This window comes from Poriferisphaera sp. WC338 (assembly GCF_050931845.1).
GTDB lineage: Bacteria > Planctomycetota > Phycisphaerae > Phycisphaerales > Phycisphaeraceae > Poriferisphaera.
In genome coordinates, this window is the sequence record NZ_CP194516.1 from 2,640,811 (window position 1) to 2,667,428 (window position 26,618).

Genomic DNA, 26,618 nt, shown 5'->3' on the forward strand with positions numbered 1-26,618 from the left:
ACGCGGGCATCCGATCACTGATGCGGAACGGCAGCGCAAGCTGCCGTTTCTTTTTGCGCATATAAATACCTAACCAATGATTAGACATGTAATCTTCAAATTTGCAATTACTATACGATTAAGATTTCCGCCCAATCACCACCAAATCCCGGTAAACACCGCCAATTTTCCCAGTATTCACCACTTCGATCCCACCAATCGCATTCATCTGCCGCACCAGTTCTTCCTGTGTATATTCAAAATTGTGATACACCGGATCACTGCTCCCGCCATACTGCCACGCCGGCGTCACCACCAGCAAATGACCACCCTGCCCCAGCGCCCGTGCCGCCTCGCGCAGCACCACGATTGGGTTCGGCAAATGCTCAATCACATCCAGCATCATCACCGCACTCGCTTCACCATCACCCACAGGCAATGTCTCGCCCACGCCTAATTCAAATCGCGGCGCATCTTGCGGATAATCCTGCTTCACGGTCATTTCTTGCGACTGCTTGATCCCATTTTCTTCCGGATCAACACCCAAAACTTTCACACCACGCTTGGCCGCAAGATGCGAATACAACCCATCACCACAACCAAGATCAACACACAAACCATTGCCGCCAGCACCGGTCACTTCTGCCGCAATCTCTGACAGCTTGTCCGCGCGCTGTCGAAACGGATCGCTTTGCTGATAACTCACCCAATGCATCGCCCCTCGCTCGTCATACTTTTCAAACGGCAACCCACCCGCATACACATTCATGTTCCAAATGATCCCATCCCCATGATGCGCTTCCTTCGCTGCATCCAAATCACACATCAACCAATCAAATCCCCATCGTTCCCGGAAGTTTTCGCTTTCCGCTTGCCCCGCCCCAACCGTCTTATCATCCTTCACCACCACCCGCGGCACCACAAAACATCGCCCGCTATCCTGCCGCACCGCCAAACCAAGATTCACCCCGCTCAGCGCGCCTTCCAACAATCCTTCCCCGTCGATGCGTTCGAACACTTCTTTCTTGATTGCCATGACCCCACCGGCAACGCAATCAACTTCTACTGGAAAGCGGTAACACTTGCCGTGTACACCTTTACCCAGATGATGAAACCCTTTGGGATGCACAACAAACTCGCCCATCGAGAAGACATAATCCTGACCTTCTTTATCCGTCAACCGCTTTGCACCAACCAAACTCACGACCGCTGATGAACCGAGAAATTCTCGAAACTGTTCTCGCCAATCCGTTGGCTCAATGCTGCTTAGATCCACATCACCCCGCCAGACCACAACCATGTCGCCATCGGCTTCCCACTGCCAATGCGTACCCTGCGCCGCCTCAATCACTTGTCCTGATTCTGATGATGGTTCACTCAAAACGCGCCTCGTCCCTGATGATGGTTTTGATGATAAGTAAGAAAATAACTATAAAACAGCTTTGAAACAGATTTCTGATGCAAAATAACGGGCATCCTGCCACGCTTTCGATTAAGATTGTAACAAACCTCTGCGTTAACACGCCAATGCTTATTCGGCAAACGGATTTGCCAACCCACACCTGCAAGGAAGCATCCCGTGAACACCCCCCGCGTCTCCATCCTCATCCCGAATTATAACAACGGCATCCAGTCCTCCTCGGATCAAAAAACCAATCTCATCCTCGACCTGCTCACTTCGCTTTCAACCACGCTCGCTGACGAAACTACGCCCTTCGAGATCATCGCCTGCGACGACGGCTCCACTGATGACTCATTGCAAACCCTGCAAGATTACACCACCGAAACGTTTCCCGTCGGCTCGATCAATGCAGGCAAACCGATCCTTTCCAAACTGATCACACAGCCACACTCCGGCATCCTGTCGGTCGCGGCTAACAAACTTGTTGAAGCCTCATCTGGCGATATTCTCGTGCGGCTCGATGGCGACATCATCATCCACACTCTCAATTGGGCTTCGATTCTTACCGCGATCTTCGATAATGCGCCTAACACTCTCGGCGCAGTTGGCCCACTGCAACTCACCCCCCAAGGCCATGTGCATGCCTTCGGCGACATGCTTCTGCACCCCAAAGGCTATCACCACATCGGCGCGGGCTACCCGCCATCGGCTTTCACCCGTCCACTTGAAGTTGATCATGTCATGGGTTGTTTCTATTGCACCAAGCGCACCATTCACGACGAACTCGATGGCTATGATGAAAACATCCTCCGCGGACAAACCGTTGATTTTGGATTGCGAGTAAGACAAGCAGGCTATAGCTGTATTGCTGTACCAACGATCAGCTTCACACACAACCATAGCTTGCGGGAACAACGTTCCACTGAAGCAGATGAACTCTCTGGCATCCACAAAACTCTCGATATTTTCAGGGAAAAATGGGGGTTTGATCGCATCGCACCCGACCTGGATGCGATTTATCATCGTTACAAAGGCACACCTCTACTTTGGAACCATCGCGTCTTTGGCAACCCCTCTGACTGGCCACCATTTTCCTCCGCCTCCGACAGTAACAACACCACCGTACAACAATCTACAGGCGAACTTGCGTTTGAAGATGCGGACTGGGGCAAATACGGCAAAGATGACGAGCTAACCAAACAGATCAACACCCGCGTATCATTTGTGATCTCCGCACTCAAACAACTGCCGAAGATGGATCGCCCGCGACTAACCATCATAGGTCATGGCGCCTCGGTGATGTCGCACATCTTTGCCACACAATCACTCCCTTATGCTGGCGTGGATGATGATATAGCTCGCATCAATCTGTCTAAACGTTGCATTAACAATCAATCGTATCCCGAAGGCACACCCAAGCCAACGTATCACCACATGCCAATCCGCACGCAACCGCCGACCGATCTTGTTTCGGGCGAATCCGACATAGTAGCGATCTTTAACCAACTAGAACACCATCCCAATCCGGTGTCGCTACTAAATTTTGCACATGAACTTCTTGGCGAAGGCGATCATAAATACCTTATCCTCGTCACGCGGGCAGCCCCACCTCGCGGTGAATCTATGACTGATCCGCTGAACTTGTTCACATCACAACAATTGCTTTCACTTTTGGTCCATTCAAAACCGTGGCACCCCATGTCTAACCCAGCTCAATCGGACGATCCAGATAATCTCGTCTTGCTTGCACAGCGCAAAACCGAAACTCCTGCTTTCCCAGCAGAAGATCTGTCAAGCACCACAACACTCGCTACAAACTAACCGAGCTGCGCGCAAAGAAATTCTTCTTCACCCATTGATCTTGCCGATAACAGAACATCGCAGCGTTATTGTTGCGCTATCACACCCCACACCATCCGCTGTACCACCAATGAACGCATGTGTTCCCTCTGTCCCGCTGAGAAAGGCTCCCGTGAACAACGATCACCCCCGTCTCCCGGCTTCACTGAATCTCTCGCGGCGAACTTTGCTGCTTGCATCGTGTGCGGCATTTTTGACTGGCTGCGCTGGCAGCACGCCAAGCTACATCACACGCCCATCTGTAAGCTGGCCATCGTCGGCAGCCCCGACTTCCCGTCGCAAAACCTATGCTGCTTCAACATCAGCAAGCAAAAAGCCCGTCCCCAGACCCAACATCACCCATACGCAACGCACCATCAAAATCCCGCGTGCAACCCATACCACACCAACAGCAAATATCTCAACTTCAACGTTCAACCCGATCCCACGTTCACAGTGGACCAGAACGCAACCGATCAAAGGGCGTGTCAGCAAAATGGGGCGGATCAATAAAATCACAGTACATCACGAAGGTTGGACACTATTTCAAACAACCAGTCAAAGCGCGACCGTTGAACGTTTGGCACTGATCCACAAGGGGCATACCAAATCCAAAGGCTGGGGCGATATCGGATATCACTACATCATTGACCGAGCAGGCCGTGTGTGGGAGGGAAGACCCATTCAGTATCAAGGCGCCCATGTCCGGGCGAACAACCCAAACAACATCGGAATCATGTTGCTGGGCAATTTTGAAAAACAGTATCCGTCCGCAGCACAGCTTTCCGCTTTGCAAACATCACTCCGCACACTCCGTCGCAGATATGGCGTGCCAGTGTCACGGATCTATACACATCGTGAGTTAGTACCAACCGCTTGCCCAGGACGGAATTTACAGACGCGCATCGCAGCACTACGTTCTGCCGGGCATTTCGCATGATTGTGGTTGACGTGAATATATGCACACGCTCTAAAGCTCACTTACAACCATTTCTCATCGCCAGTGAACGCAACGCTTAACCAGATCGGTTCGCCAACAAAACTGATTGCATCTTTGATCTCTTCACGAATCCTATCCAGCACACCAACGTGTTGGATCACAAACTCTTCTGGCAACACAATATCAACCTCAATGGTTATCATGTCCCCGCCCTTGGCTGCACGCAAAGCAAATCGATCTAAATCATGTTTTTCAAGCACGTTTCGCACAGCATGATTAATCCTATTCCTGTATGCACTCCCGACACCCATCACCAGCAATTCACGAATGCATACGATCATCTTACCAATCGGCATAGGCAAAAAAATCAAGCATGCAATGAATACCATGCCTGAATCAATGTAATATGACAGCCAATCTAGCCGCGTACCTAATACCAAAAGATTAATGACAAAACCAACAAGCACCGCTCCACTTAACATCGTATCCATTAGCCATTGCTTGCTTTCGACATCCACAACATCGCTTTGTAAACGTTGACGGGCTGATCGTAAATATAGCCAAAAACACAAGCAACCCCCCGTTGAAACGATCGCATAGACCACGGCGGAAGCCGCGTTGACCTCACGCCCACCAGACAATATCACCAGCAACGAACTTAATCCTGCAAACAAGCAAAGCGAAGAAAGAACTGCGGCACGTAACATGAGTACAAACGGAATGAACTGTTGGCGTCCGAAAGGAAATCGCTCATCATCTGGCTTCATGACCAAGCTACTGACATAGGCGGAAAGGCTTGTCAGCATCACACCAAGTACTGAATAGAGCCCATCAAAAAGGATCATGCTGGATCCAATCCACAATCCCCAAGTAATACCGACGACCATAAAAAACAACCCCCCGATGATCGAAAAACGAAGAGTTGCTCGTTCCACTTGCTTTTGATCTTTGCTTGCCATGACTGCACTAATGTCGACCGATCAACCAGAATCGGTACATCAGTATCGCCGCCAGTCTTTGCTGCCCCTCATCGTGGCCAGATAACTACATTTTAATGATGATAAACGCGACACTGAACAATCGAACCATTCAAACTTTCCCTTCTGGTGGGCATCCCATAACATATCCCACCATGAGTGAGTCCAAGGAAGACAATCAGGTCACGGAACCGGCCGCAGACGCGGAAGCACCTCAGGCAGAGCCAGAGGTTCAGGAAGATACCGCAGCAGAAACAGCTGAGGCAAGTGAGCAGACAGAACCTCAGGAGCCCGTCGAGATCCCAGAGGATCTTGATCTCCGTGTGGAAGCGGCCTTGCTGACCTCGCCGCAGCCAATGAATGCTGCCCGTGTCGGCGCGGCCCTTGGTGGCATCCCAGCAAACATCATCACCGAAGCAATCGATCGGCTGAATGCACATTACAGCCAAACCGAGCGATCGTTTCGGATTGAATCGGTCGCAGGCGGATACCGCATCATGACCCTCCAGCAGTTCGGCGATGTGCTTGCGGGCATCACCAAGCAAAAAGCAACAGAAGCAAAACTTCGACCACAGCAGCTTGAGACGCTGGCGATCGTAGCTTATAAGCAGCCGGTGACACGTGTGGATGTGGAAATGATCCGCGGAGTTGCGTGCGGGGACGTATTGCGAGGGTTGATGGATCGGCATCTGGTGAAAGTTGTGGGGCGAGCGGATGAGATCGGCCGCCCGATGCTTTATGGCACAACGAAGAAATTCCTTGAGATCTTTGGCCTTGCTTCGCTCAAAGATTTGCCAAATACCGAATCGCTTACACCGATCGAATAAGCGAGTAACGTATCGCATTGCCTCAATCTTTTCATTAACACCCAAACTGCGCGAACCGTTATCATGTGGACTGCGTTATATCCGCGGACCTGCCTTGTTTTCGCAACCTATTAAACCGGATAACAACCCATGATGGACATTCGTTGCAAGATCGTTCCGCTGATGCTGCTTGGCCTTGTTTTTTTTCTGGCTGGGTGCCAACGTTCATTACAAGGACGCGTGGTCGCTGGCCCGGAATCGAGCATCGCCGTGGTGAATCAAGATGATCCCCGCCTGACTGATGGCTACAACGGGATCAATCTCGCCAAAGTGGCGCTAACACTAGATCCAGAAACGATGAAACCGCTCGACCAGGGATCAACATACGCACAAAGTGGCGGATCTTTTTCACTGCCAATCTCTGCACAAGGTGCAGGACTACTGATGTATGACGCACTGGTGACTGCGGAATGCGAAGGGTATAAACCCGTTCAGCGTATTTTACCACTGCCCGGCCAGAATCAGCGATTGCTAATCACACTCGCACCTGGTGAGGGCAAGTTATCACGCCCCACGAACTTTCTTGAGGAAACATTTGAGATGGGCAAGCCGTACCTGAACGAGAAAAAATAATCCATGCCAAAATAATGTAAATCACCACGTCAAGCACGCCTCAATGCGTGCTTTTTTTATTTTCCGCCTGCGATGTCTTAAAAGAAACATGTCACACAAAATACGGCCAAAGAATATTCGCAGTATTGAGAGCAAACAATTAAACTAAGAGTCGCAAATTCCGGCCAACAATCATCATGTTCAAAAAGGACTCGCCATTGCGCCTCGTAGGTTTACGACATCCTCGCAAGAAAAAGAAGCGAGCCAAACACCGTACACGCTATCGACTTGGCCAAGGAGGATTGATGTTCCTGGTTGTCTCAGCGTTGCTACTGGGCGCAGCTGAAAAAACACAAGCCAACCTACTCTTCTGGGGATTTGGCCTGCTGATCGGGTCATTTGCCATCTCAGTTCTGGTTACTTTCCAAACACTCCGTAAAATCCAAGTGAAACGGCTGCTCCCCTCGCATGCCATCGCCAACCAACAGTTGTTGATTCGATATCACATTACCAATGATTCTCGGCTATCTATTTTCAATGTCTCCATCACCGAAAACTGGGGGCGTGGATACCACGGCTACCGCAAGGCCGGACCGATCGCACAACAACCGCAAAAACTTAAAGGCCAAACATTGGGATGGCTTTTACATCTCGGGCCGATGCAAACTATTCAGGCCGAAGCACCAGCATGGCCATTACAACGCGGCAGCCTGCAATTTGAACGCATCAATATCTCATCATCTTTTCCATTCGGCATTATCAACAAGGTGATTGAGTTCGAGCAACCAACCAACATTCTGATCTACCCCACAATCTATCGCATGGATAGACGGCTCACGACAACAATTTCGAATACTAATCCTGCTGGACAAAAACAGATTGATCGATCGGGTGGCCATGAAGAATTTTTCGGTTTGCGTGAATACCGACCAGGCGATCCAATCCGCATGGTCGACTGGAAACGCACTGCTCGAACAGGCAATAAAGTCATCCGCGAAATGACGCTTCCCTCACCGCCTCGCCTCATGGTGCAACTTGACCTGCGAATGGACACATTAAATCTCACCGAAGAAGAGATCCATGAACTCACCGATGAACTGATGCCTAAGCCGAATGAGTCTAAAAAAGCCAATACATCCAAGAAACAACCAGCCTTGCTCAATGAGGATCAAATCAAAGAAGCACTTGTTGAACGAGCGATCTCGTTAGCTGCATCTCTGGTTTGCGACGCCTATTTTCATGGCTTCCAAGTCGGGCTAACTTTTGTTGGTGTGAACGGACCGGTTCTGCCAGTCCACCATTCGCTACCACATCGTACACGTATTCTCGAAACGCTTAGTTCACTAGATATTTCGACCAATGGCACAGCCAATACGGTCTCTAATCTTGAACCTGCAGCCATCATCACCACGGGTCGCGGCAAAGATGCGACTTCGCCCATGTCACCACAAGTACTTGGGGCGATGGATTTCAAACATTATGTAATTCAATCTAACGATGCGAGTAACATCCTCTCACGGCGTAACGCGCCGACATCAAAGCGGCAACAACATAAAAGCAATTTGTCGCCGCAACCAACCGAGGGGAAAGCGTAATGCGATACAGGCAGAAATTCCGCAAAGCACTTTTCTTCCAAGTGATGCTCGGCATCGTGGCATTTTGCATTGCAGAAGCCAATCCAGGCATGCTTGTGTTAACTGGTGCGATCGGTTGGCTGTCGTGGTTTATTGCTGAAGGACCACACGGCAAACCAACATCCAAATGGTTGACTCATTTTGCTTCTTTTGTCGCCGTGGCATGGCTGTTCATTGATATCTTCGTGCTCAAGAACCAAATCCCGATCGCGATGGGACATTTCACCATCTGGTTGCAATTGATTTTGATGTATGCACAAAAAACCAACCGTGAGTATGGCCAACTCATGGTGCTTTCTATGCTACAAATTGTGGGTGCATCGGTGATCTCAGTTTCGATGATCTATGGCTTGCTGCTCGCGGTATATTCGATCACGACACTGGTTACAGTTTTGCTGTTTCAGCTCAAACTCACCAACGATCAAATCTTCGACACGAACAAGAAAGCAGCAATCGATCGAAACTCGGTTCATCGACCAAAGCCAATTGTGTCGCGTGGTTACAAATGGCACTTCAGATTAACAGCCATCTCGGTCGGAACGGTCTGCGCTATTGTTGCCATTGGCACATTCGTCATCATTCCGAGATCAGACAAAGCAGATTGGGCAGCTAAACTTGCTGCGATCAATAACGCCAAACAAGCCGGCTTTTCGGATGTCGTTGACTTATCCAATGGCGCGCCGACGATGCAAAGCAAAGACCCTGTCATCAACTTACGTATCACCAAGAACAATAAACGCGTCGGCAGTTCAAACCAACACTGGCTCATACGTGGTGCAATTCAGGATAAATACGAGCCGCACACAAAAATGTGGCTCCGCGGACGCTATCCGCGAACGTTTGATAAGAATTATTATCTTTTCGGAAACATCAAAGATTTTGTTGCAATCGGTTCAAACAACGAAGATCGCCTCGTTTCAGACTTCACCGTCCGCCAAACTGTGCTAACCAACCTCTTCACGCTTCATCCAATAACGCGCATCGAATCTCAGCACTTTGAACGCATTACGTTCAGCGCACTTGATCAACAGGTATCCAACCCGGAAAGTAAATCCGGCGTGCTGATGTACACCACAACCTCACCCCCCAATACATCTGACAGACTTGCATATGCCTATGCTGCCCTGCGAAAAACGCTCGTACAACAGTCGGATTGGGATATGCATGGCGACCGCAACGAAGACAATCTTATGAGCAAATATGCGCGTGGTTGGCGGGTACAGCCGGAGCGTGTTTCGGAATTTACGCAAAACATTCTTAAAGAATATGGTTTATCTCGGGATCCAGAAGCACTCTATACACCAGATGACTTACTGATTGCACAAACAATCTCAGATTACCTCATCCATAACTACACGTACTCCCTTGAGAATCCAACTGTTGAATCACAGGATCCGATCATATCTTTCCTCTTCGATCATCGTCAGGGACATTGTGAACTTTTTGCTGCAGGCTTCGCAGCTATGTGTCGATCGATCGGCATGCAAGTAAGACTGGTAACGGGCTATCGTGCTTCAGACTACAACAGCCTTGGCGGATATTATGTGGTGCGGATGAAAAATGCACATGCATGGGCAGAAGTACGTCCGGGACCACTATCTGGATGGATAACATTTGATCCAACACCACCCAGTGAAGTAGCGGAAGAACATGCAGCAGATACTGGTGTACTTGGCTCATTGCGTCAGCTTTATGAACATCTCGAATTTCTCTGGATTAAGTCAGTGGTGTCATATGACGCGAATAAACACAAACAGGTCATGGACCGTGCCAAACAATCCGTTGAGAACGTAAAGACGGAGAACTCTTGGTTCGTGAAAGTAATTACGTTCTTTAAAGAACTGCCACAGAACTGGCGACTTGAGCGCATGCACTACACGCTGGCTGGCATCATTATTGTCTTGCTGTTTATTTGTATCGCATCGCTAATTCGCATGGCAGCTGCTAAACGTAGGCGAACGCAAGCACTTCAACTGACAGCTCTGCCCCGTGTGCAACGACGCACACTACTCAAACGTCTTCGTTTTTATCTTCACATGCTTGACCTGCTTGAAAGACATGGTCATTCGCGACCCGATTGGATGTCTCCCGCGCGATTTGCCAAAGAGCTTGCAGAAAAAAATCCGGAGAAGTTTGGTATTGTGATCGACCTGACTGAACAGTTCTACGAGATCCGTTTTGGCCACCGTGATTTTGATGCTGCTCGCAAGCTGTCCATCAAACAGCAACTCAAGACACTGGAGTCGGCGCTACTTGGCAAAATTAAAACGCCAGCCACTGCAACGTCACCAGGCTAAATCCTCGATCATGCCCTTATTATTTCTGGGGCAATCCTTGATTACACCGAAAATATCTACAACGGCGATGAATATACTTACAATTCTCGCGCTTTGATGTGCTGCGACGTACAATGGCTTTAGAAACGCATCTTAAAGGTATATCCTCGCAAGCCGCACATGATCAGATTACAATCTCTCGTCGCCAGCTTGTCGAAGCGGACTGATTAGAACATGATGAATGACGCCTCGCCACATCCAGATAAAGACCCCATCGAACCGAACCCTAAAGAGGATGAGGCTTCGAAGATTGATCGGCCGGAATCACCAAATGATGACGGCACGATCCCGCTCGTTCACCCGGAGCCAGACGCTGCAACATTTCCTACACAACACCCGGCTACGCCTTCACCGATTCATCCAAGCCAACCCAGTACAACACGGCCGGTAGATTTATCCACACCCCCTCGTCGACGAAGCAAATTAACAATCTGGTTGTTACTGATTTTCTCACTCTGCGTTGTCGCAGCACCGATCTATCTTGACCTCAACCGGGGTGATGTCATCTTCGCTGAAGAGGCCCGTGCAATCAGCACCAGTTCGGAAACCTTACGCCGATTGTACCTCGTCCCGCCAGAGGGCTTCACGCTCGAGCCGTTTGTGCCGGTTTACAACGGCGAACAACTGCTTCACGCACCTCCAGCTGGCACATGGTTGCAGATGATCGGCTACTGGCTCAGCGATCTTTGGGGTCAGGTTGAATATCCACAACAATACATCACCAGTGCGCGACTAACTTCCGCAGGCTTTGCGCTGCTTGCACTTGCTGCTGTTTACTGGGCAGGGTTCAGCATTGGCGGCAACGTTCTGACCGCGCTCTTTGCCACAGGCATCCTCGCCTCAAATCCGATCTTCCTGCACTATGCCCGCTTGGGTACATCGGATATGCCCACACTCGCTTTTATGATGCTTTCCATTGCAGGGGCACTCTGGTCCGTACGGCCACTGCGACCTACTGCCGTACTTGAACGCCAGGCCATCGGCTGGTCCCTTTGCGGCCTCTCTCTCGGCATGGCCATCCTCACCGGCGGCCCGGCCCTTGCGGCTCAAATCCTCTTCCCGTTGCTGATCATCATGATCCTCTGCCCGCACCGCGCCTCACACCTGCTCGGATTGCTTGCTTCAATCCTCATTGCGGCCTTGCTGATCACGCCGTGGGTGCTGTACGTCCATGAACAGGCTCCAGAAGGCTGGATGCTGTGGCTACAAGATGTCGCCCCAACCGATCTCCACACACTCCAGCACATTGGTGCTCTGCTTGGCATTCGCCTACTCACGCTGCTGCTGATCACCCTGCCTTGGATGTTTTGGCTAATTGGCGGGATCGTGCAGCCTTTCAGCACCTCCTCTTCGGGTGCCCGCTTGCGAATGTTCCTCGGCTGGACATGGTATCTGACCATGATCGTGCTGGTACTGATGCAACCCAATGAACAAATCCTCTCCACTGCACTGCTTACACTCCCGGTTTTTGCCATCCTCGTCGGGCAGATGTTCCGCCAGTACACAGAACTTGCCGCCGAAGGACGCTTTGCACGGTTCTGGCGAATCCTCCGCTGGCCGCACATTGGCCTGCTGTTGATCATCTCCATCATGGCTCCGCTCGCGCTCTATCTTGAGCCAATCCTCATCCGCTATGGCTACACCACGACCATCTTCAGCCAAGATATGCACTGGACCTATTGGGCAGGCGTGGGCACCGCGCTCATCGGCCTACTTTTTGTCGGAAGTCGTTCTGCCATAAAGAATTACCCAGTTGGCGCGGTCATCTTCTGGGCCGTCTGGGGCATCTCCGCGTATACCACGATCATGATCCCCTTTGTTCGCGGGCCGATCTTTGTCAGCGGAATAAAACACGGTGCCCATTCGCTCGGGCTCATCACCGGCCCGGCCCCAGTCTACTTCCTCGATGAGCAACCCAACCCGATCTTGTTGCTGTATGCCAACAAATCCATCCCGGAGATCCCACGCGATCAAGCTGAAAGTCTGGCCCTACAAGGCACCGCGCTCTTCCTCGTGACGCCATACCAAACGCCAGGCACACCGCCGATTGAACCACCTGCCGGCTACACATTGGTCGGTAATTACATGGGCGCCAAAGTCAGCCTCTGGGCCAGCCGAACAGAAGCACGAAAGGTCGGTACAATACCTGACGTAACGCAGCAGCAGGCCGTACCGTCCCCCTCGGATTCATCGGCCACGCGGGCGAACGAAGCAAACCAATCAACGCCCACACCTGCCGCCGATCAACCCTGACCCCATGTCTGTGAACCGCCCCGCCACGATGTCACCGCGAGGCAACATGACTCACAGCCGACCACCCTCCAGCAAAGAAGATGCAGATGGCCAGCAGCCAAGCAGTGCAAAACCAATCATGCGCATGGGACTATGACCTCTCCATCGTCATCCCCGCGCTCAACGAAGAAGACAATGTCGGACCGCTCACCAAAGAGGTTGAAAAAGGCGTCCGCGCCCACAACATCAATGCCGAGTTGATCATCGTCGACGATGGGTCCAGCGACGCCACCCTTGCCAAGCTCAAAGAACTGGCCGCCACGCGCGACTGGCTCGTCATCCTCCACCGCCCCAAAGCGCAAGGCCAAAGCTCCGCCATGTTCGCCGGCATCCAAGCCGCTAGCGGCGAATTCGTCGCCACCCTCGACGCCGACCTACAAAACGACCCCACCGACCTTAAGACCATGCTCGACCGGATCAAAGCCGACCCTTCCATCGACATGGTGCAAGGCGATCGCTCCAAAGATCGACAAGACAACGTCATCCGCAAACTCACCAGCATCATCGGCCGCAAATTCCGACACATGATCCTCGGCGACAGAATCCGCGACACAGGCTGCAGCGCCCGTGTGTTAAGATCATCCATCGCGAAACAATACCCATTACAGTACAAGGGCGTTCACCGCTTTCTGCCCGCCTACGCCAACATGCTCGGCGCAAAGGTTGTTGAAATTGATGTCAACCACCGCCCACGTGTGGCCGGTGAAACCAAATACGGCTTCGGCATCATGACACGCGGCTGGTCCGGCTTCTGGGATCTCTTTGCCGTCCGCTGGATGTTCAAACGACACCGCGATACCTCCGTCCAGAAGATAAAACCATAGATTTTTTGAGGCATGAAAAAGCACCGAGGAAAGATTATCTTACTGGCTGTATTTTTGGTGGCGTTATGCCTTGGGGGCATTATTTACCGGCAATATCGAATCAACAGCCAATTTCATCGTGAAGTGGTGATTGTTCAAGCAGCCTATGCAAATGATGTCATCAATAATCGCCACATCTCTGACGATCAAATACCCGCTGAGTATGCAACAACCCGCAAGTCAAAAGCTATTTATCGTTCTTATATCTCATTTCTTGGTACTGAAAAACTTGCCCGCAAATCCTTGACGAAACATCCGAATATTTCAGATCGTTATAAGGCACCTGTCGAGCGTATCGCAAATATCAATCGTAAATTGGCAGAAATATATGCCGAAGCACTGATGCGAAACCCCGAGAACCCTGATCTTACTGAAGCCGAGAAGAATCTGCTGAGATCGCTCGGACCAGAACAACTCGATATTATGACCATGTTAGCGGATGGCTATCTCTACACGAAGTTCAAACAGTTCTTTTTTGATGAAGAGGATGAATAAACTGTATCATGCGAAACAGAAACGATGCGGCGAAGCTGCTTGAGAAAATCCACGACCCATTTGTTACACGAGAACCATTTTGAAACTCAAGATCACAAAAACACGCGTAATCATCTGCAGCATCATTGGCGCGATCGCCATTGCCGGAACTGTTTGGGGCTGCCTCTCGCTCGTCGATGCGATCAATACCATCAACATCCGTACCTTCCCTGCCAATCTCAAGAGCGCCAAGCTCATCGAGGAAGGCGGCAAGATTGCTTATGAAGTCAAGAACTTCGAGGGGACCACAAGCCAGATGTCGCCCGATACTTTTGCCGCCGCAATCTACAAAGAACACCAAGCACAAGGGTTCTGGACGCGCGTGCTGGTCAAAGTCTTCAACATCACCAGCATCCACACCGTCGGCTGGGTCGTCCTCGGACTCCTCGGACAACTCGTCTTCGCCGGCCGCATGATCGTGCAAATCATCGCCTCGGAAAAAAAACGGCAAAGCGTGGTACCTGTCGCATTCTGGTGGATGGCGTTAGCTGGGGCAAGTATGCTCCTGCTCTACTTTGTCTGGCGAAAGGATGTCGTCGGCATCATTGGTCAAAGCACTGGTTGGCTCATCTACACACGCAACCTGTATTTCATCTATCTCAAGCCGGCCGACCACGACACCTACGAAGACACGCAAGAAGGAAATCTGGGAACAGACGTCAACGGCACAACTGAATCCTAACCAGGAGAAGCGTGATGCCAAATGTCAAACGAATCATTGATGCCAATGCCAACCGGGTCCGCGAAGCACTGCGCGTGATGGAGGAATCCGCTCGCTTTCTACTGGGTGATGCCAAACTGTGCGAGCAGATCAAATCCTTGCGACATGATTTCGCTGCATCTATCTCACAGATAGACGGCTTGGAAGCAAACCGGGACACAACAGGTGATGTCGGTACGCAGATTAAAACAGTACGTGAGTATGAACGGGAAAGTGCAGACGAAGTGGTCATCGCCGCCAGCAAACGCCTCAGCGAAGCACTCCGCGCCATCGAAGAATACAGCAAAGTTTTAGGTGACAATGAAGGCGCAAAACTGCCCAGTGAAATCGAGCAATTGCGATACCGTGGATATGCAATTGAGCAGAAGCTCAACATGGCGATGGGGAGCATGTCACGGAAACAGTGGAAGTTATGTTTGCTACTCACAAAGAAGTTGTGCAAGCATCATGCGTGGAATATTGTTTTGCGGAAAGCGATTGCTGGGGGAGTTGATTGTGTGCAGGTGCGAGAGAAGGAAATGGAAAGTGGTGAACTGCTTGCGCATGCGAGGGAGGTTGTGCAGATATGTCACGACGATGGTGTTGCGGTTGTTGTGAATGATCGACCGGACGTTGCGATGTTGGCTGGTGCGGATGGTGTGCATGTTGGACAAGGTGATTTGCCAGTGGATGAAGTACGACGGTTGGTGGGCAGACAGTTGCTTGTTGGCGTAAGTACGAGTTGTATTGAAGATGCTAAGCGCGGATTAGAAATGGGGGCGGATTATTGTGGCGTTGGGCCGATGTATCCGACGACGACGAAGGAGAAGAAGGTGATTGTGGGGCCGGGATATTTACGAAAGTTTATTGAGTGGGGTGGTTTGCCGGGCGTTGCGATTGGCGGAATCGAGACGGTGAAGGTTAGCGAGCTTGTGAAGGTTGGGTGTAAGGGTGTTGCAGTGAGCAGTGTGATTTGTGGGGCGGAAAAGCCGGGTGAAGTGGCGAGGGAAATAGTGAAGTATTTCTGCAATTAGTAACATTCAAAAAAACAACCCATACGTTTGCATGGGTTGTTTAATTCATTTTCTATATGTATTTTTATGCCGAACGAGTACTGTGTTTCCGACGGCATGAAAATGCAATGAGCGCAATGATACCAATAGGAAGTGCGGCGGGGGTGGGGACTGCAACCGAAGCAGTCTGCTGCGCTTCCAGTTCAGCAAGATATTGATTGTAGTCAACGAGACGGCCATAGGCATTGAAGTTTGTGGTTTCGCCGATGTTTCCTGAAAGTATTGAATCGACAATATTGTCAGCAGATGTTCCAAAGCCAAGCAACTCAAGAGTATAGGAAGTACCGTTGGCGTTGTAGAGGTAATTATCGTTAATGGTGCTTTCGGGAATGATTGCGATTTCGTCTTGGCCGCCACCTTCACCGTTATCGACGCCGATATTGAATTGGAATTGGCGGTATGTGCCGTTGATTTGTGCAACAACAACTGAAGTCAGTGTTTCGGGTGTTGTGCCGTCGATGGTTTCGAGACCGTTAGTATATGTGAGTTGGCCGAGCTGAAAGACTTCATCAAGGTCGACCGTGCCGTAGCTTTGATAGCTTGTATTGCTTATGAGTATGTCACCTTGATTACGGTCGCCACTGATAGTGTCGCCGAGATAAAGGTTAACGTAGTTTTCGCGTTCATATGTACTGCCTGCATTCTCAGGTGTGTTGGGGCGATAGATAGATGAAACACGAGATTTTCCACTAAACGATTCGGCGCTAGCAAGCGAAACGAATGCAAGCACGAAAGCTGAAATAACGATGTATTTAATCGATTTTGTCAATGTGTTTTTTTTCATTATGGCGACCTATGTACGTGATAAATCAGTGCATCCATGCGTTGTACTGCCGTCTAACGAAACTGCGATTCCTGAGCGCAAACCCTTCGTAACCTAACAAATAAATGTGCTTGCGGTGAATCGTAGTTGCTCAGCGTGATGTTTCTACTTTGAACGATGGATTTATTGATATGAGTTATGCGGGGCGCGCTAGCGAAACCCCGAATGTGAAGTTGTATGTATTAGGGAAGGCGAGAAGCGAGGATGAAGTGATTGATTAATGGCGATCATGTCGGGCGACGCTTGTGACAACTATAAAAAACTCAGGCTCGTGGACCTGAGTTAATAGTCTTAAATGGGTGATATTGAGCGTGGTAGAAAAGTTACGCTCTAGCAGCGGCTTGGTTAGAAGCGGGGGATTGCGGATTGCCAACAAGATCACCATTGGTGGGGAAGCGTTCCATTGCCTTCAACAATTGCTCGACTTGCTGCACAGGTGGCATATTCAGCAGGCGGCGACGCAGCGCGTTGATCGTCGTGATTTCATGATCACTCATAAGTTTTTCTTCCTTACGTGTGCCGGAGGCGGCAAGGTCAATCGCAGGGAAGACGCGCATCTCAGCGATCTTACGATCGAGGATGAGTTCCATGTTGCCAGTGCCTTTAAATTCTTCAAAGATGACTTGGTCGCCGCGGGAGCCGGTATCGACCAGCGCGGTAGCGATGATGGTGAGTGAGCCGCCTTCTTCAAACTTACGGGCAGCACCAAAAATTTGTTTCGGGATTGAAAGCGCTCCGGCATCAAGGCCACCAGACAACGTACGGCCAGTGTTCTGGAGGTGCGGAGCAGTGTTAAACGCACGGCCAAGGCGGGTCAATGAATCGAGGAGGATAACAACATCTTTGCCCTGCTCTGCCCATCGGCGAGCACGGTCGATGGCGGTGATGGCGAGGCCGATGTGACGTTCGGGCGTATGATCGTTAGAAGAGGCCCAAACTTTACAAGGGACGTTGCGGCGGAAATCGGTGACTTCTTCTGGCCGCTCGTCAATGAGTAGCGCAATCGTCTCGATTTCGGGATGGTTTTTCTGGATGGCAAAGGCGATGTTTTGCAGAAGTGTGGTTTTGCCCGCTTTGGGTGGTGAGACGATCATGCCGCGCTGCCCGTAGCCAATGGGGCAGAAGAGGTCGATGAGTCGGCAAGCCGCGGGGCAACCGGGATATTCAAGTGTAAGCCGAGGCTGCGGGTCGATGGTGGTGAGATCCTCGTATTTACGTTGCTCCGTTTTAACGAATTCGGACGGATCCTGCCCATCGATCTTGAGGATCTTGGTGACACGCAATGCAGAAGGCGCGATCGCATCTGGCTTCGGACGCTTTTGCTTCTGCTGCTTGTGATTGTTGCGATGCCCCTTGCGATTCTTCTGATTGTTGGAACCGCCCATAGGCTTGCCAAGCTCAACTTCGATGAAATGCCCGGATCGCAGATCGAATCGATCAATGAGCTGCGCGGGGATGACAGGATCATCAGCATTTGCGATGAATGTCTGATCGAGCTGGCGAAGTCTGCCATCGACACGTGTGGATATCTCAAGTATCCCAGATTGAGTCTTCATTTTAAGTGCTTATTTGGGTCACGAGCTGCATACCAGGGACGCAGCACGTGGCGTCATCGTTTCAACCATGCCAGCGGGTATGCCAGCGCCTCCGAGGGTGTTGAAAAGCGATTTGCCTTGTCTTTGAAAAAGGGCAAGTGACCGTACCTGGTGCTCAGCCACTGCTTTCTGTCTCCATACCCTTGACCGCGCAAGCATGAATTGCTGCGAGATCGGAAACAACCTAACTAAAAAAGTACCACTCGATAAACCACGAATGAATCAAATCTGTCCCCCATCCAACATTGCCAACAATCGGCCAGTCAGAGCGCAAAATCAAAAACCAGATCGCGCAACTGCTGAGGGAGCGGCTAAACAGCCTGCTCAAAATCGTGAAGAAAAATGTTAATGCTTCACCACGTGGGCAACCTTCCCCAAGGTGCCTTTGGCAATGTGATTTTACTGAGAGCCGCGTCATCGCGGTTTCCCACTGGAGATTATATTGTTTTACCGCAACCGGGTTGCCCTTTCAACCATGATCGGCAAAATTGAGATGATTTCTGCTAAATATCGAATTGAGAAGGATTTTGGGAAGTTTGGGGAAAATGCTTGCCTATTATTGAGAATCTATTATCATGGAAATCAAAGGATTAACTTGACTTCTTAGAAGGTATATATTGAGCATGTCCAACAATTTTTATCTCTACTTGGTTGGCTATTGCGTGGTGATTCTCGGGGCGTCGCTCTTAGGCGGGTTCATCCCCTTCTTGGTAAGACTGACCCACCGACGGATGCAATTCGCGATCAGCTTTGTGGCAGGATTCATTTTGGGCATTGCGCTCTTACATTTACTGCCAACAGCCTTAGGAGCGGTGCCTGCAAGTCAGGCTGTCAATTGGGTGATCATCGGGATGTTGGTCATGTTCTTTTTGGAACGGTTCTTCTGCTTCCATCATCATGATGTTGAGGAAGCAAATGTTGATCATGCTTCGTGCAAAAACCCACCGGCAGATGTGAAGGAAGAAGTTGAAAAACACGTACATGGCAAATGTGGTTGCCATGAAGTACACAAGGAAGGCAACGAGCAAATTAGCCGAACAGCACATGAGCATAAACTGACATGGAGCGGTGCGGCTGTGGGTTTGACCTTGCATAGCGTGATTGCAGGGATTGCACTCGCCGCAGCGATGGCGGGTGATGGCGGCACGTTTTGGCCGGGAATTGGCGTGTTTATGGTCGTTGTGTTACACAAGCCATTTGATTCAATGACGCTGGGAACACTGATGGCAGCTAGCGGATGGTCAAAAGGTTGGCGACATGTGGTGAATATGTTATTTGCATTAGCAGTGCCGTTAGGGGCAGTTCTGTTCTTGGCGGGCATTGGTGTGGCGGGTGAGGTGACGGACAATACATTTGTGGGATGTGCCATCGCATTCTCAGCCGGCGTGTTCTTGGTGGTAAGCTTAAGCGACCTGCTCCCCGAAATACAGTTTCATCATCACGATCGATTCAGCTTGTCCTTTGCTCTTCTGTTGGGTTTAGGATTGGCCTACGGCGTATTGCTTTTTGAAGGACATGATCACGGGGCACATGGCAGCACGACGACTGAGTTGGTGGATCCACATGCTGGGTATAACCACACAACGCAAACTTTGCCGGAACATGTTCAGGAGATGCTGAAGGCCTCTGAATCAACGGATAGTCATGACGACCACGCACATTGATCATTTTTGGCTCGTGAAAGAGTAAAGATAAGGGATAGGTCCCTGAATGAGTGCTGCGGGACATTGGGGTTGTCGGCCGGTATACTATTTCGCCTATGAATAAGAGCCTGCAAGAGAAAAACGATGTGATGGCTGACGAGATCAAGACGGTCTCGTTTGTCAGTTTGGGGTGTCCAAAGAACCTTGTTGATAGCGAAAAAATGCTGGGGCTGTTAGCTGAGGACGGCCTAGCGGTGGTGCCAAGTGACGAAGCAGCCGATGCGGTGGTGATCAATACATGCGGGTTTCTGGAGGCCTCGAAACAAGAATCAATCGATGAAATACAACAAGCGGTTGAAATGAAGAAAACGGGTGCCGTGAAACGTGTCATCGTGGCAGGCTGCTTGGTACAACGGCACCGTGCGAAAATTCTAGATTGGTGTCCGGAAGTTGATGGGATGATCGGGGTGTTTGACCGGGACCGAATCACTGAAGCCGTTACAGGTCAAAAGGGTGGACAGAAAGATATTGCGGTAGAGCTGCCGGTGTATTCGAGCATTGCCGCAAATTCAGTGATCGCCAAACAACACCGCGCCATTGATGCGGACGTGAAGGGATATTTTGAAGAGGACGGTGGGCGACTCCGGCTTACGCCACGGCACTATGCATATCTTCGAATCAGTGAGGGATGTAATCAGAACTGCGCGTTTTGCACGATCCCATCAATCCGCGGAAAAATGCGAAGCAAACCGTTGGATCGGATCGTGAATGAAGCCCGCGAACTGATGAACGATGGTGCGTTTGAATTGAATCTGATCGGACAAGACACCACGAGCTACGGGGATGATGTCGGTTATGCGGGAGATGGCGAAGGGTTAGTGGGGATGCTGCGTGGCTTGAACGACGTGGTGCGTGAATACGGAGGCGGCTGGGTACGGCTCATGTACGCGTATCCGTCAAAGTTTACGGATGAAATGATTGATGCTATTGCACGGCTAGAAAACGTTGTGAAGTATATCGACATCCCACTGCAACATATCAGTGATCCGGTATTGGATAACATGCGTCGATTTACCAGTCGAAAGCTGATTGAAGAACTGCTGGGCAAATTACGTGAGCGCGTACCTGGAATAGCAATCCGCACAACCTTTATTAGTGGCTTTCCCGGTGAAACCGAAGAGCAGCATCAAGAGTTGGTCACATTCGTAAAAGATTTCGGCTTCGAGAATATGGGCGTATTTGGATATTCGCATGAACCCGGCACAGTCGCAGGAACGATGTTCGAGCAAGGCGGCGCAATCGAAGATGAAATTATCGAACGACGGATTGATGAGCTGATGCGAGCGCAGCAAGAGATTGTATTTGAACGGAATAATCATCTAGCCAATGAACAAGTCGCACGTGATGTACTGATTGATACCGTTACCGAACAAGCCCTAGCCGATGAAGATGGCAACGAGCTTGAAGGAATCTTGTATGCGGGGCGCACACATGCCCAAGCACCACAGGTTGACGGATTGACATACGTGCTAAGCCAACAAGAGTTGGTACCGGGCGAAGTGGTGAAGTGCAAGATCGTGGATGCCGCAGGATATGATCTTGTCGCACGACCCACAGCAGATCTCGAGCGGCGAGTAAGTTTGGATATCGCCCACTAAACAATTGTGATGAAACAGGAGAATAATATCAGCATAGGTGGTTAGATTATCACATGCGCAGGGAAAATGTAAAAGTAGGTGTTTTATAGGGGTTATGCCGATCGGCCTTGGCATAACCAATCTAGAACCATTTTTGGCATGACATATTGCTTTGGTCAGGGACGCGGGTGTGATATGTTTAGAATGACGGGGAATTGAGAGAGAGGCTTCATGAAGTCCAAGTGGACAGATAATGATGCGCGACAGCAGGCTATACATGGTGAAAGCAACACCAATGCACCTAATCTGCGCTTAGTCGGCGGAGACGAATCTGCCCAAGATCATTCACGTGAAGTACTCATACAACGAGGTATCGAGCAATTACGAAAACTGCGCCAGCAAACAGCAACACGTCAGGTGAAAGACGTGAACGGCCAAACGGTTGGACAACGTAAAAAGTTTGAGGGGATCAGCACACCAATCAGTGGAGCGGATGATGCACGTTGGGTGTTTGCAGTGCGTGTGTCGGAATCTATGCAAGGAAGTATGATCGATCCGTCGAAACGTGAAAAACTGATCAAGCTCGGGAAGGTGATGGGGCTAAATGCATTTGATTGCAATTTGATCATCGCAATGCTTCAGGATCAAGCAAGGCGAGGAAACATGCCAGCTTATTGTCCACACCTAGCACAGAAACAACTAGAGATGATCACGCCAGCAGGCCGACATAGACATCTCCAAATCACAAGTAACAGAAAGCAACCATATTCCAAGCGAACGGTCACACTAGGAATCTCTGTGATCATTGCAGGCGCAATCCTCCTGATGGAAGTATGTTTGATGCTTCTTTTCGTTCGGTAATCCCGGACTTCAAATCACAATCCATCTGCGCATAAAAAAACCTCGCGGTAAAGCGAGGTGTTACTGTTTCGAGTATAGATAAGAGGTTGATGTTAGCCGCCAGCAAGCTGCTTGATCGTAAGTGCAATGAGTTTCATGTCGAGCATGAAGGACATATTCTCGACATATTCAAGGTCATATTTAATCCATTCCTGGAAGTCGAGGCCCTCATCACGGGATCGATAGACTTGCCACATGCCAGTAATGCCGGGGCGAACTGAGAGCCGGGCTTCACGCCATGGCGGACAATATTGATTTTCGTTGTAGGGACTGGGGCGCGGCCCAACGATCGACATGTGACCAAGAAAAACATTAATGAACTGAGGCAATTCATCAATGTTGTATTTGCGAATGAAACGACCGACAGCGGTATGCCGTGGATCCTTTTCAATGAAAAAGTGCGGCCCATCCGAAACGTTATCTTCTTGTAGTTTCTTTTTAATTTCTTCTGCATCATTACGCATAGAGCGGAATTTGATGCAAGGAAATTCTTTGCCGCCCATAGTTTCACGGCGGTGAGCGAAGAAGAATGGGCGACCATCCTCGATCCAGATCGCAAGCATCACAATGGGGAAAACCGGGATAAGACAAAGCAGAACAATGGATGCAAAAGTAAAATCGAAAGCACGCTTCATGAATTTCTGCAAAGACGACAGTTTGCGCGGCTTTATATCGAACTGAAACTCTTTGGCGTCTATAGGATTCTCAATCTGATCCCAAAGAAGTTCATCAGCTTGCGGACGATGCTCTGGCCGATCCCAAAGAACAGCGGGACCAACAATAGAATCTATGGCTTTTAGTTGTCGCCCTGCCCCGACCCAAACTGGGCCAACGAATTTGGTATTGCTTGATGTAATAGCAGGATCGCCCCAGACATCATGCTCGAGACGATTTAAGTTTTTAACAGTGACATCAGGCCGCCGCCAGATGTTGATGATCTCACGCATGAACTGCTGCACTTCTGATTCATAGGTGCGATCGTAAACGACGCCTTCAATGGAAGCAGTCGCGCGATCATTTTGCGGAAGTTCACGACGGAGTTGCCGCCAAGCAGTGTTATCGTTTGCGAGTTGCTGCCATCGTGCGGCAATATTGGCATCAGGTGTAATTCCTACCCGTCCAAGACGAATGTGATATTGACCATAGACACGCTCGAAGCGCAAGAAATGATTGTCATCATCCGTAATAACACGCTCCTGATAACCGTGATCCCGTGTGTCGTGAATACGCAGAAGCAGAAGGTGAGGCTTAAGCCAATTGAGTGTGTCGAGAAGCTGCCCCATACGGAAGATCACCATGGATGTTTCATCGGTAAGGAGATACAACTCCGCATTGTTGTTGATGGGCGTGTTTGAACCTAGACGGATCACCTGCGCACCGCGGGCGGCCCAGAATCTATCGTGCAGCTCCTGTGGTGAAAGCCCCCAGATTGTGTGTTGTTGCGTATTTGAATCAGTTGGCATGATGATCATGCTGCGGAGGTTGAATCTGATTTCTTAACCGAGCCATAGGACGCGACTGCCGACGCAAGCGGTCCAAAACGTTCCGTTTGTCCATCATCCAGTACGGCGGTAGGTTTGTAGCCTTCGGGAAGACGACTTTGTGCGGCTGACATGGTGGCGTAAGACGTCTTCTGCATATCCTCGTTGAGTGCATGGTTAAAGACAACACCAGCAATCTTAGCCTTGAGCGTATAAAGATGCTCGAAGGATTTGAAAGTGATACTCTTCTGATCGCCGCGCGACACAACCATAACGACCTGATCAACAGATGAGGCCATGATGGAAGCTTCAAGTGAGCCAAGAACTGGGCCGGTATCGACGAGAATTACATCAAACTGCTTACGCACATTTGCAATCAAAGCACGAAGCGCCTCAGGTGAGAGTGCACCAGCATGGTGCGGTTTGGCATCACCTATGGGCAGCACAAAGAGGTCTTTGATATCCGTTGCGGAAATGGCGTTGTTAACAGGTAGTCCTGAACAAACGTCCATCAATCCGACACGGGTTTGTTTCTGCAGTTCAAACGCATGTTCGATCTGTTGTGTCGTGGCGTATGCTTTTTCTGTAAGGAAATCGATCTCGGTGGTGTTACTATTATTGACTGCAAGCTGCATCTCACGGAGTTGAGATTGTGTAATGTAGCCGAGGTCGTGCATAAGTTGGCCTAACGGCATGTTGACTTCAATATTGAGACGACGGGTCAAACCGCCGGCGATCAGGTCACAGTCAATGAGCAATGTCTTAGCACCCGTAGCAGCAAAGGAAAGGCCAAGCGCAATACTCATACTGGTTTTTCCAGATCCCGCCGCGGGACCGGTCACTGAGTAAACTACCCCGCTATCAGGATCTGCTTTAGCTTGAAGCTGCATCAACGTACGGATGTGATGCACTGCGTGAGCAGCAATCGCGCCCTGCTCCGGATCATTTAATTCGGTTGGCAATGTCGGCAAGATGCCGAGCATACGAACATCCTTGAAGCCAGCCTGCGCATCATCTGCATGGCGCAAACGACGGTCGGCCATACCGATGAGCAAAACAATACCAATCCCAAAGCCCATACCTGCAACAGAACCCGCAACCGCGAACTTCACACGCTTATCAAAATTCGAAGGTTCAAAAGGATACTGACCTGAATTCAAGATACTAATCTTCGACGAAACAGGCGATTCAGTAACGAGTGTTTCGCGGCGCGTCTGCGCATCCTGCAAGTCTTGCTGCGCCTCAGCCATTTTATCATTGATCTCTTGGATCTGGATGATGTGGTCAGCCATCACTGCTGCCTGCACTTCTTTCTCGGCAATCTCTTCCTCAAGAAGACGTTCGCGCGATTTCAGTTGAGCTACTTGGGATGCGGGCAAGCCGTTTTCATCAAGCGTAATTCCACGACCTGAAAGTAGGTATCGCTTGATTTTCTGATTGATGGTGGTCAGGTTCGCCTTGGCTTGTTTGACATTATAGTGAGCCGGGCCAAGTGACTTGAGTGAATAATTCTCAAGCTCAGCTTCAGCCTGCTCTTTCTGGTCCAAAAGCAGTTGCATTTTAGGATCTGTTTGTGCAAGCTGATAAACCAGCGCATCGGAGAAGCCGGTCGCATTGGGTGTTGTATTATCGCCAACGGTTGCCACGAGCGATTTAATCGTATCTTGCAAATCACCGAGAGCGATTTTGTCTTCGTAGATCGCAGTGCGGTATGCATCATGCTGCTCAATCAACCCGGTCTCTGTACCATAATCTTTAATGAGATAAGTACGTGTATCTTTCAGTCGGCGAATTGCATCACGCTCTGCGGTTTCCTTCTCAGAGACAAAATTAATTTTGGTCGCATCCTGCTCATCTTGTTGCTGCTTGTTGTAGGTTTTAAAGGCATCAAGCATCGACTGTACACCTGCCACAGCACGCTCAGGTGTACTATTGGTGAAATATAGGTCAATTAGCTCAGAACGACGTGGGTGCTCAATCTCCAAACTTTCGCGGATAATCTGAAGCGACTGCTTTTTAGGCAGTTCACCAAAAGCTTTGCGCCATTTGGGATCACGTATCGCAACATCAATCACTTGCGGACTCTTCATGAGTGCCACTTGTGATTCCATGTAAGCATCAAAATTATTGGATTGCATCTGATCTTCAACATCGTAGATGATTTTGGAACGTGTGGAACGGATCTGTACTTGCCCGGCAGACATGTATTCATCACTGTTCTTGTAGAACCCCGCAAGGCCCCCTGCAATCCCAAAAACGGAAGCAAGGATAATAGCCCAATGGTATCGGCCGCGCAGCATCAAAAGTATCCGCCCGGTTTGCTTGGGTTGGTCTTGGTCCATTGCGCCCCAGTTGGGCATACCCATTCCCATCATGTCCTGATTGTCCGACTTCATCAAAGTATTACTCCCGCATAAGCAGAGACGTCCGATAGTAATCTCGAACGGTACTTCTCCGCATCCTCCCGAGTTGCGCACACCTTCTCATCCTGTACGCTCCTCTTTTTTACTCAACACTCTTCAACTGTCTGGGCACTGTCGTCTAATACATAA

At 50.1% G+C, this 26,618-nt stretch carries 19 protein-coding genes and 1 pseudogene; 14 read left to right on the top strand and 6 right to left on the bottom strand.

Features of this window, described 5'->3' with window-relative positions:
- Window positions 1-118: 118 nt before the first annotated feature.
- The gene (locus tag ACQ6WK_RS10835) at window positions 119-1,360 is read right to left on the bottom strand and encodes a class I SAM-dependent methyltransferase (protein WP_432797401.1); all 1,242 of its coding nucleotides are present in this window, start codon (window positions 1,358-1,360) and stop codon (window positions 119-121) included.
- 198 nt (window positions 1,361-1,558) lie between these two features.
- Between ACQ6WK_RS10835 and ACQ6WK_RS10840 the strand changes: the two are divergent.
- Window positions 1,559-1,948: pseudogene (locus tag ACQ6WK_RS10840) on the top strand (glycosyltransferase family 2 protein); the annotation flags it as partial.
- Window positions 1,949-3,353: 1,405 nt separating this feature from the next.
- Window positions 3,354-4,160, top strand: coding sequence for a peptidoglycan recognition protein family protein (locus ACQ6WK_RS10845; RefSeq protein ID WP_432797402.1), 807 nt, complete (start codon window positions 3,354-3,356; stop codon window positions 4,158-4,160).
- A 41-nt stretch (window positions 4,161-4,201) separates the two neighbouring features.
- Here the strand turns inward: ACQ6WK_RS10845 and ACQ6WK_RS10850 are convergent, their stop codons facing one another.
- A complete protein-coding gene (locus ACQ6WK_RS10850; RefSeq protein WP_432797403.1) occupies window positions 4,202-5,095 on the bottom strand; it encodes a cation diffusion facilitator family transporter in 894 nt (297 codons plus the stop codon).
- Between the two features lie 197 nt (window positions 5,096-5,292).
- On the opposite strand from ACQ6WK_RS10850, the gene scpB reads away from it, so the two are divergent.
- From scpB to thiE, 9 genes are all read left to right on the top strand, one after another.
- Complete coding sequence (scpB, locus tag ACQ6WK_RS10855) at window positions 5,293-5,964, top strand: SMC-Scp complex subunit ScpB (RefSeq protein ID WP_432797404.1); 672 nt, start codon at window positions 5,293-5,295, stop codon at window positions 5,962-5,964.
- 129 nt (window positions 5,965-6,093) lie between these two features.
- Entirely contained in the window at window positions 6,094-6,576 is a 483-nt protein-coding gene (locus tag ACQ6WK_RS10860; protein WP_432797405.1) for a hypothetical protein, read from the top strand.
- Between the two features lie 284 nt (window positions 6,577-6,860).
- Window positions 6,861-8,150, top strand: a complete 1,290-nt coding sequence (locus ACQ6WK_RS10865; RefSeq protein WP_432797406.1) for a DUF58 domain-containing protein — start codon at window positions 6,861-6,863, stop codon at window positions 8,148-8,150.
- A complete protein-coding gene (locus ACQ6WK_RS10870) occupies window positions 8,150-10,486 on the top strand; it encodes a DUF4129 domain-containing transglutaminase family protein (RefSeq protein ID WP_432797407.1) in 2,337 nt (778 codons plus the stop codon). The genes ACQ6WK_RS10865 and ACQ6WK_RS10870 overlap by 1 nt, the downstream gene beginning before the upstream one ends.
- Window positions 10,487-10,699: 213 nt before the next feature.
- Window positions 10,700-12,778: an ArnT family glycosyltransferase gene (locus tag ACQ6WK_RS10875; RefSeq protein ID WP_432797408.1), complete on the top strand. Its 2,079-nt coding sequence runs from the start codon at window positions 10,700-10,702 to the stop codon at window positions 12,776-12,778.
- Between the two features lie 86 nt (window positions 12,779-12,864).
- Window positions 12,865-13,641: a glycosyltransferase gene (locus ACQ6WK_RS10880; protein WP_432797409.1), complete on the top strand. Its 777-nt coding sequence runs from the start codon at window positions 12,865-12,867 to the stop codon at window positions 13,639-13,641.
- Window positions 13,642-13,653: 12 nt separating this feature from the next.
- Window positions 13,654-14,175, top strand: coding sequence for a hypothetical protein (locus ACQ6WK_RS10885; protein ID WP_432797410.1), 522 nt, complete (start codon window positions 13,654-13,656; stop codon window positions 14,173-14,175).
- Between the two features lie 79 nt (window positions 14,176-14,254).
- Window positions 14,255-14,896, top strand: coding sequence for a lipid-A-disaccharide synthase N-terminal domain-containing protein (locus ACQ6WK_RS10890; RefSeq protein ID WP_432797411.1), 642 nt, complete (start codon window positions 14,255-14,257; stop codon window positions 14,894-14,896).
- Between the two features lie 14 nt (window positions 14,897-14,910).
- The gene (thiE, locus tag ACQ6WK_RS10895) at window positions 14,911-15,948 is read left to right on the top strand and encodes a thiamine phosphate synthase (RefSeq protein WP_432797412.1); all 1,038 of its coding nucleotides are present in this window, start codon (window positions 14,911-14,913) and stop codon (window positions 15,946-15,948) included.
- 64 nt (window positions 15,949-16,012) lie between these two features.
- Here thiE and ACQ6WK_RS10900 read toward each other — a convergent pair whose 3' ends face one another.
- Window positions 16,013-16,771 carry a choice-of-anchor K domain-containing protein gene (locus ACQ6WK_RS10900; protein ID WP_432797413.1) on the bottom strand — a complete coding sequence of 253 codons (759 nt, stop codon included), beginning with the start codon at window positions 16,769-16,771 and terminating at the stop codon, window positions 16,013-16,015.
- 362 nt (window positions 16,772-17,133) lie between these two features.
- Complete coding sequence (rho, locus tag ACQ6WK_RS10905; protein WP_432797414.1) at window positions 17,134-18,366, bottom strand: transcription termination factor Rho; 1,233 nt, start codon at window positions 18,364-18,366, stop codon at window positions 17,134-17,136.
- Window positions 18,367-19,028: 662 nt separating this feature from the next.
- Between rho and ACQ6WK_RS10910 the strand changes: the two genes are divergently transcribed.
- The 3 genes from ACQ6WK_RS10910 to ACQ6WK_RS10920 all read left to right on the top strand — a co-directional run bounded on the left by ACQ6WK_RS10910 (window position 19,029) and on the right by ACQ6WK_RS10920 (window position 22,546).
- The gene (locus ACQ6WK_RS10910) at window positions 19,029-20,069 is read left to right on the top strand and encodes a ZIP family metal transporter (RefSeq protein WP_432797415.1); all 1,041 of its coding nucleotides are present in this window, start codon (window positions 19,029-19,031) and stop codon (window positions 20,067-20,069) included.
- Window positions 20,070-20,197: 128 nt separating this feature from the next.
- A complete protein-coding gene (gene rimO, locus ACQ6WK_RS10915; protein ID WP_432797416.1) occupies window positions 20,198-21,706 on the top strand; it encodes a 30S ribosomal protein S12 methylthiotransferase RimO in 1,509 nt (502 codons plus the stop codon).
- Window positions 21,707-21,916: 210 nt separating this feature from the next.
- Entirely contained in the window at window positions 21,917-22,546 is a 630-nt protein-coding gene (locus ACQ6WK_RS10920; RefSeq protein ID WP_432797417.1) for a hypothetical protein, read from the top strand.
- Window positions 22,547-22,638: 92 nt separating this feature from the next.
- Here the strand turns inward: ACQ6WK_RS10920 and ACQ6WK_RS10925 are convergent, their stop codons facing one another.
- The gene (locus tag ACQ6WK_RS10925) at window positions 22,639-24,048 is read right to left on the bottom strand and encodes a sugar transferase (protein WP_432797418.1); all 1,410 of its coding nucleotides are present in this window, start codon (window positions 24,046-24,048) and stop codon (window positions 22,639-22,641) included.
- A gap of 5 nt (window positions 24,049-24,053) precedes the next feature.
- A complete protein-coding gene (locus ACQ6WK_RS10930) occupies window positions 24,054-26,462 on the bottom strand; it encodes an exopolysaccharide transport family protein (RefSeq protein WP_432797419.1) in 2,409 nt (802 codons plus the stop codon).
- Between the last annotated feature and the right edge of the window lie 156 nt (window positions 26,463-26,618).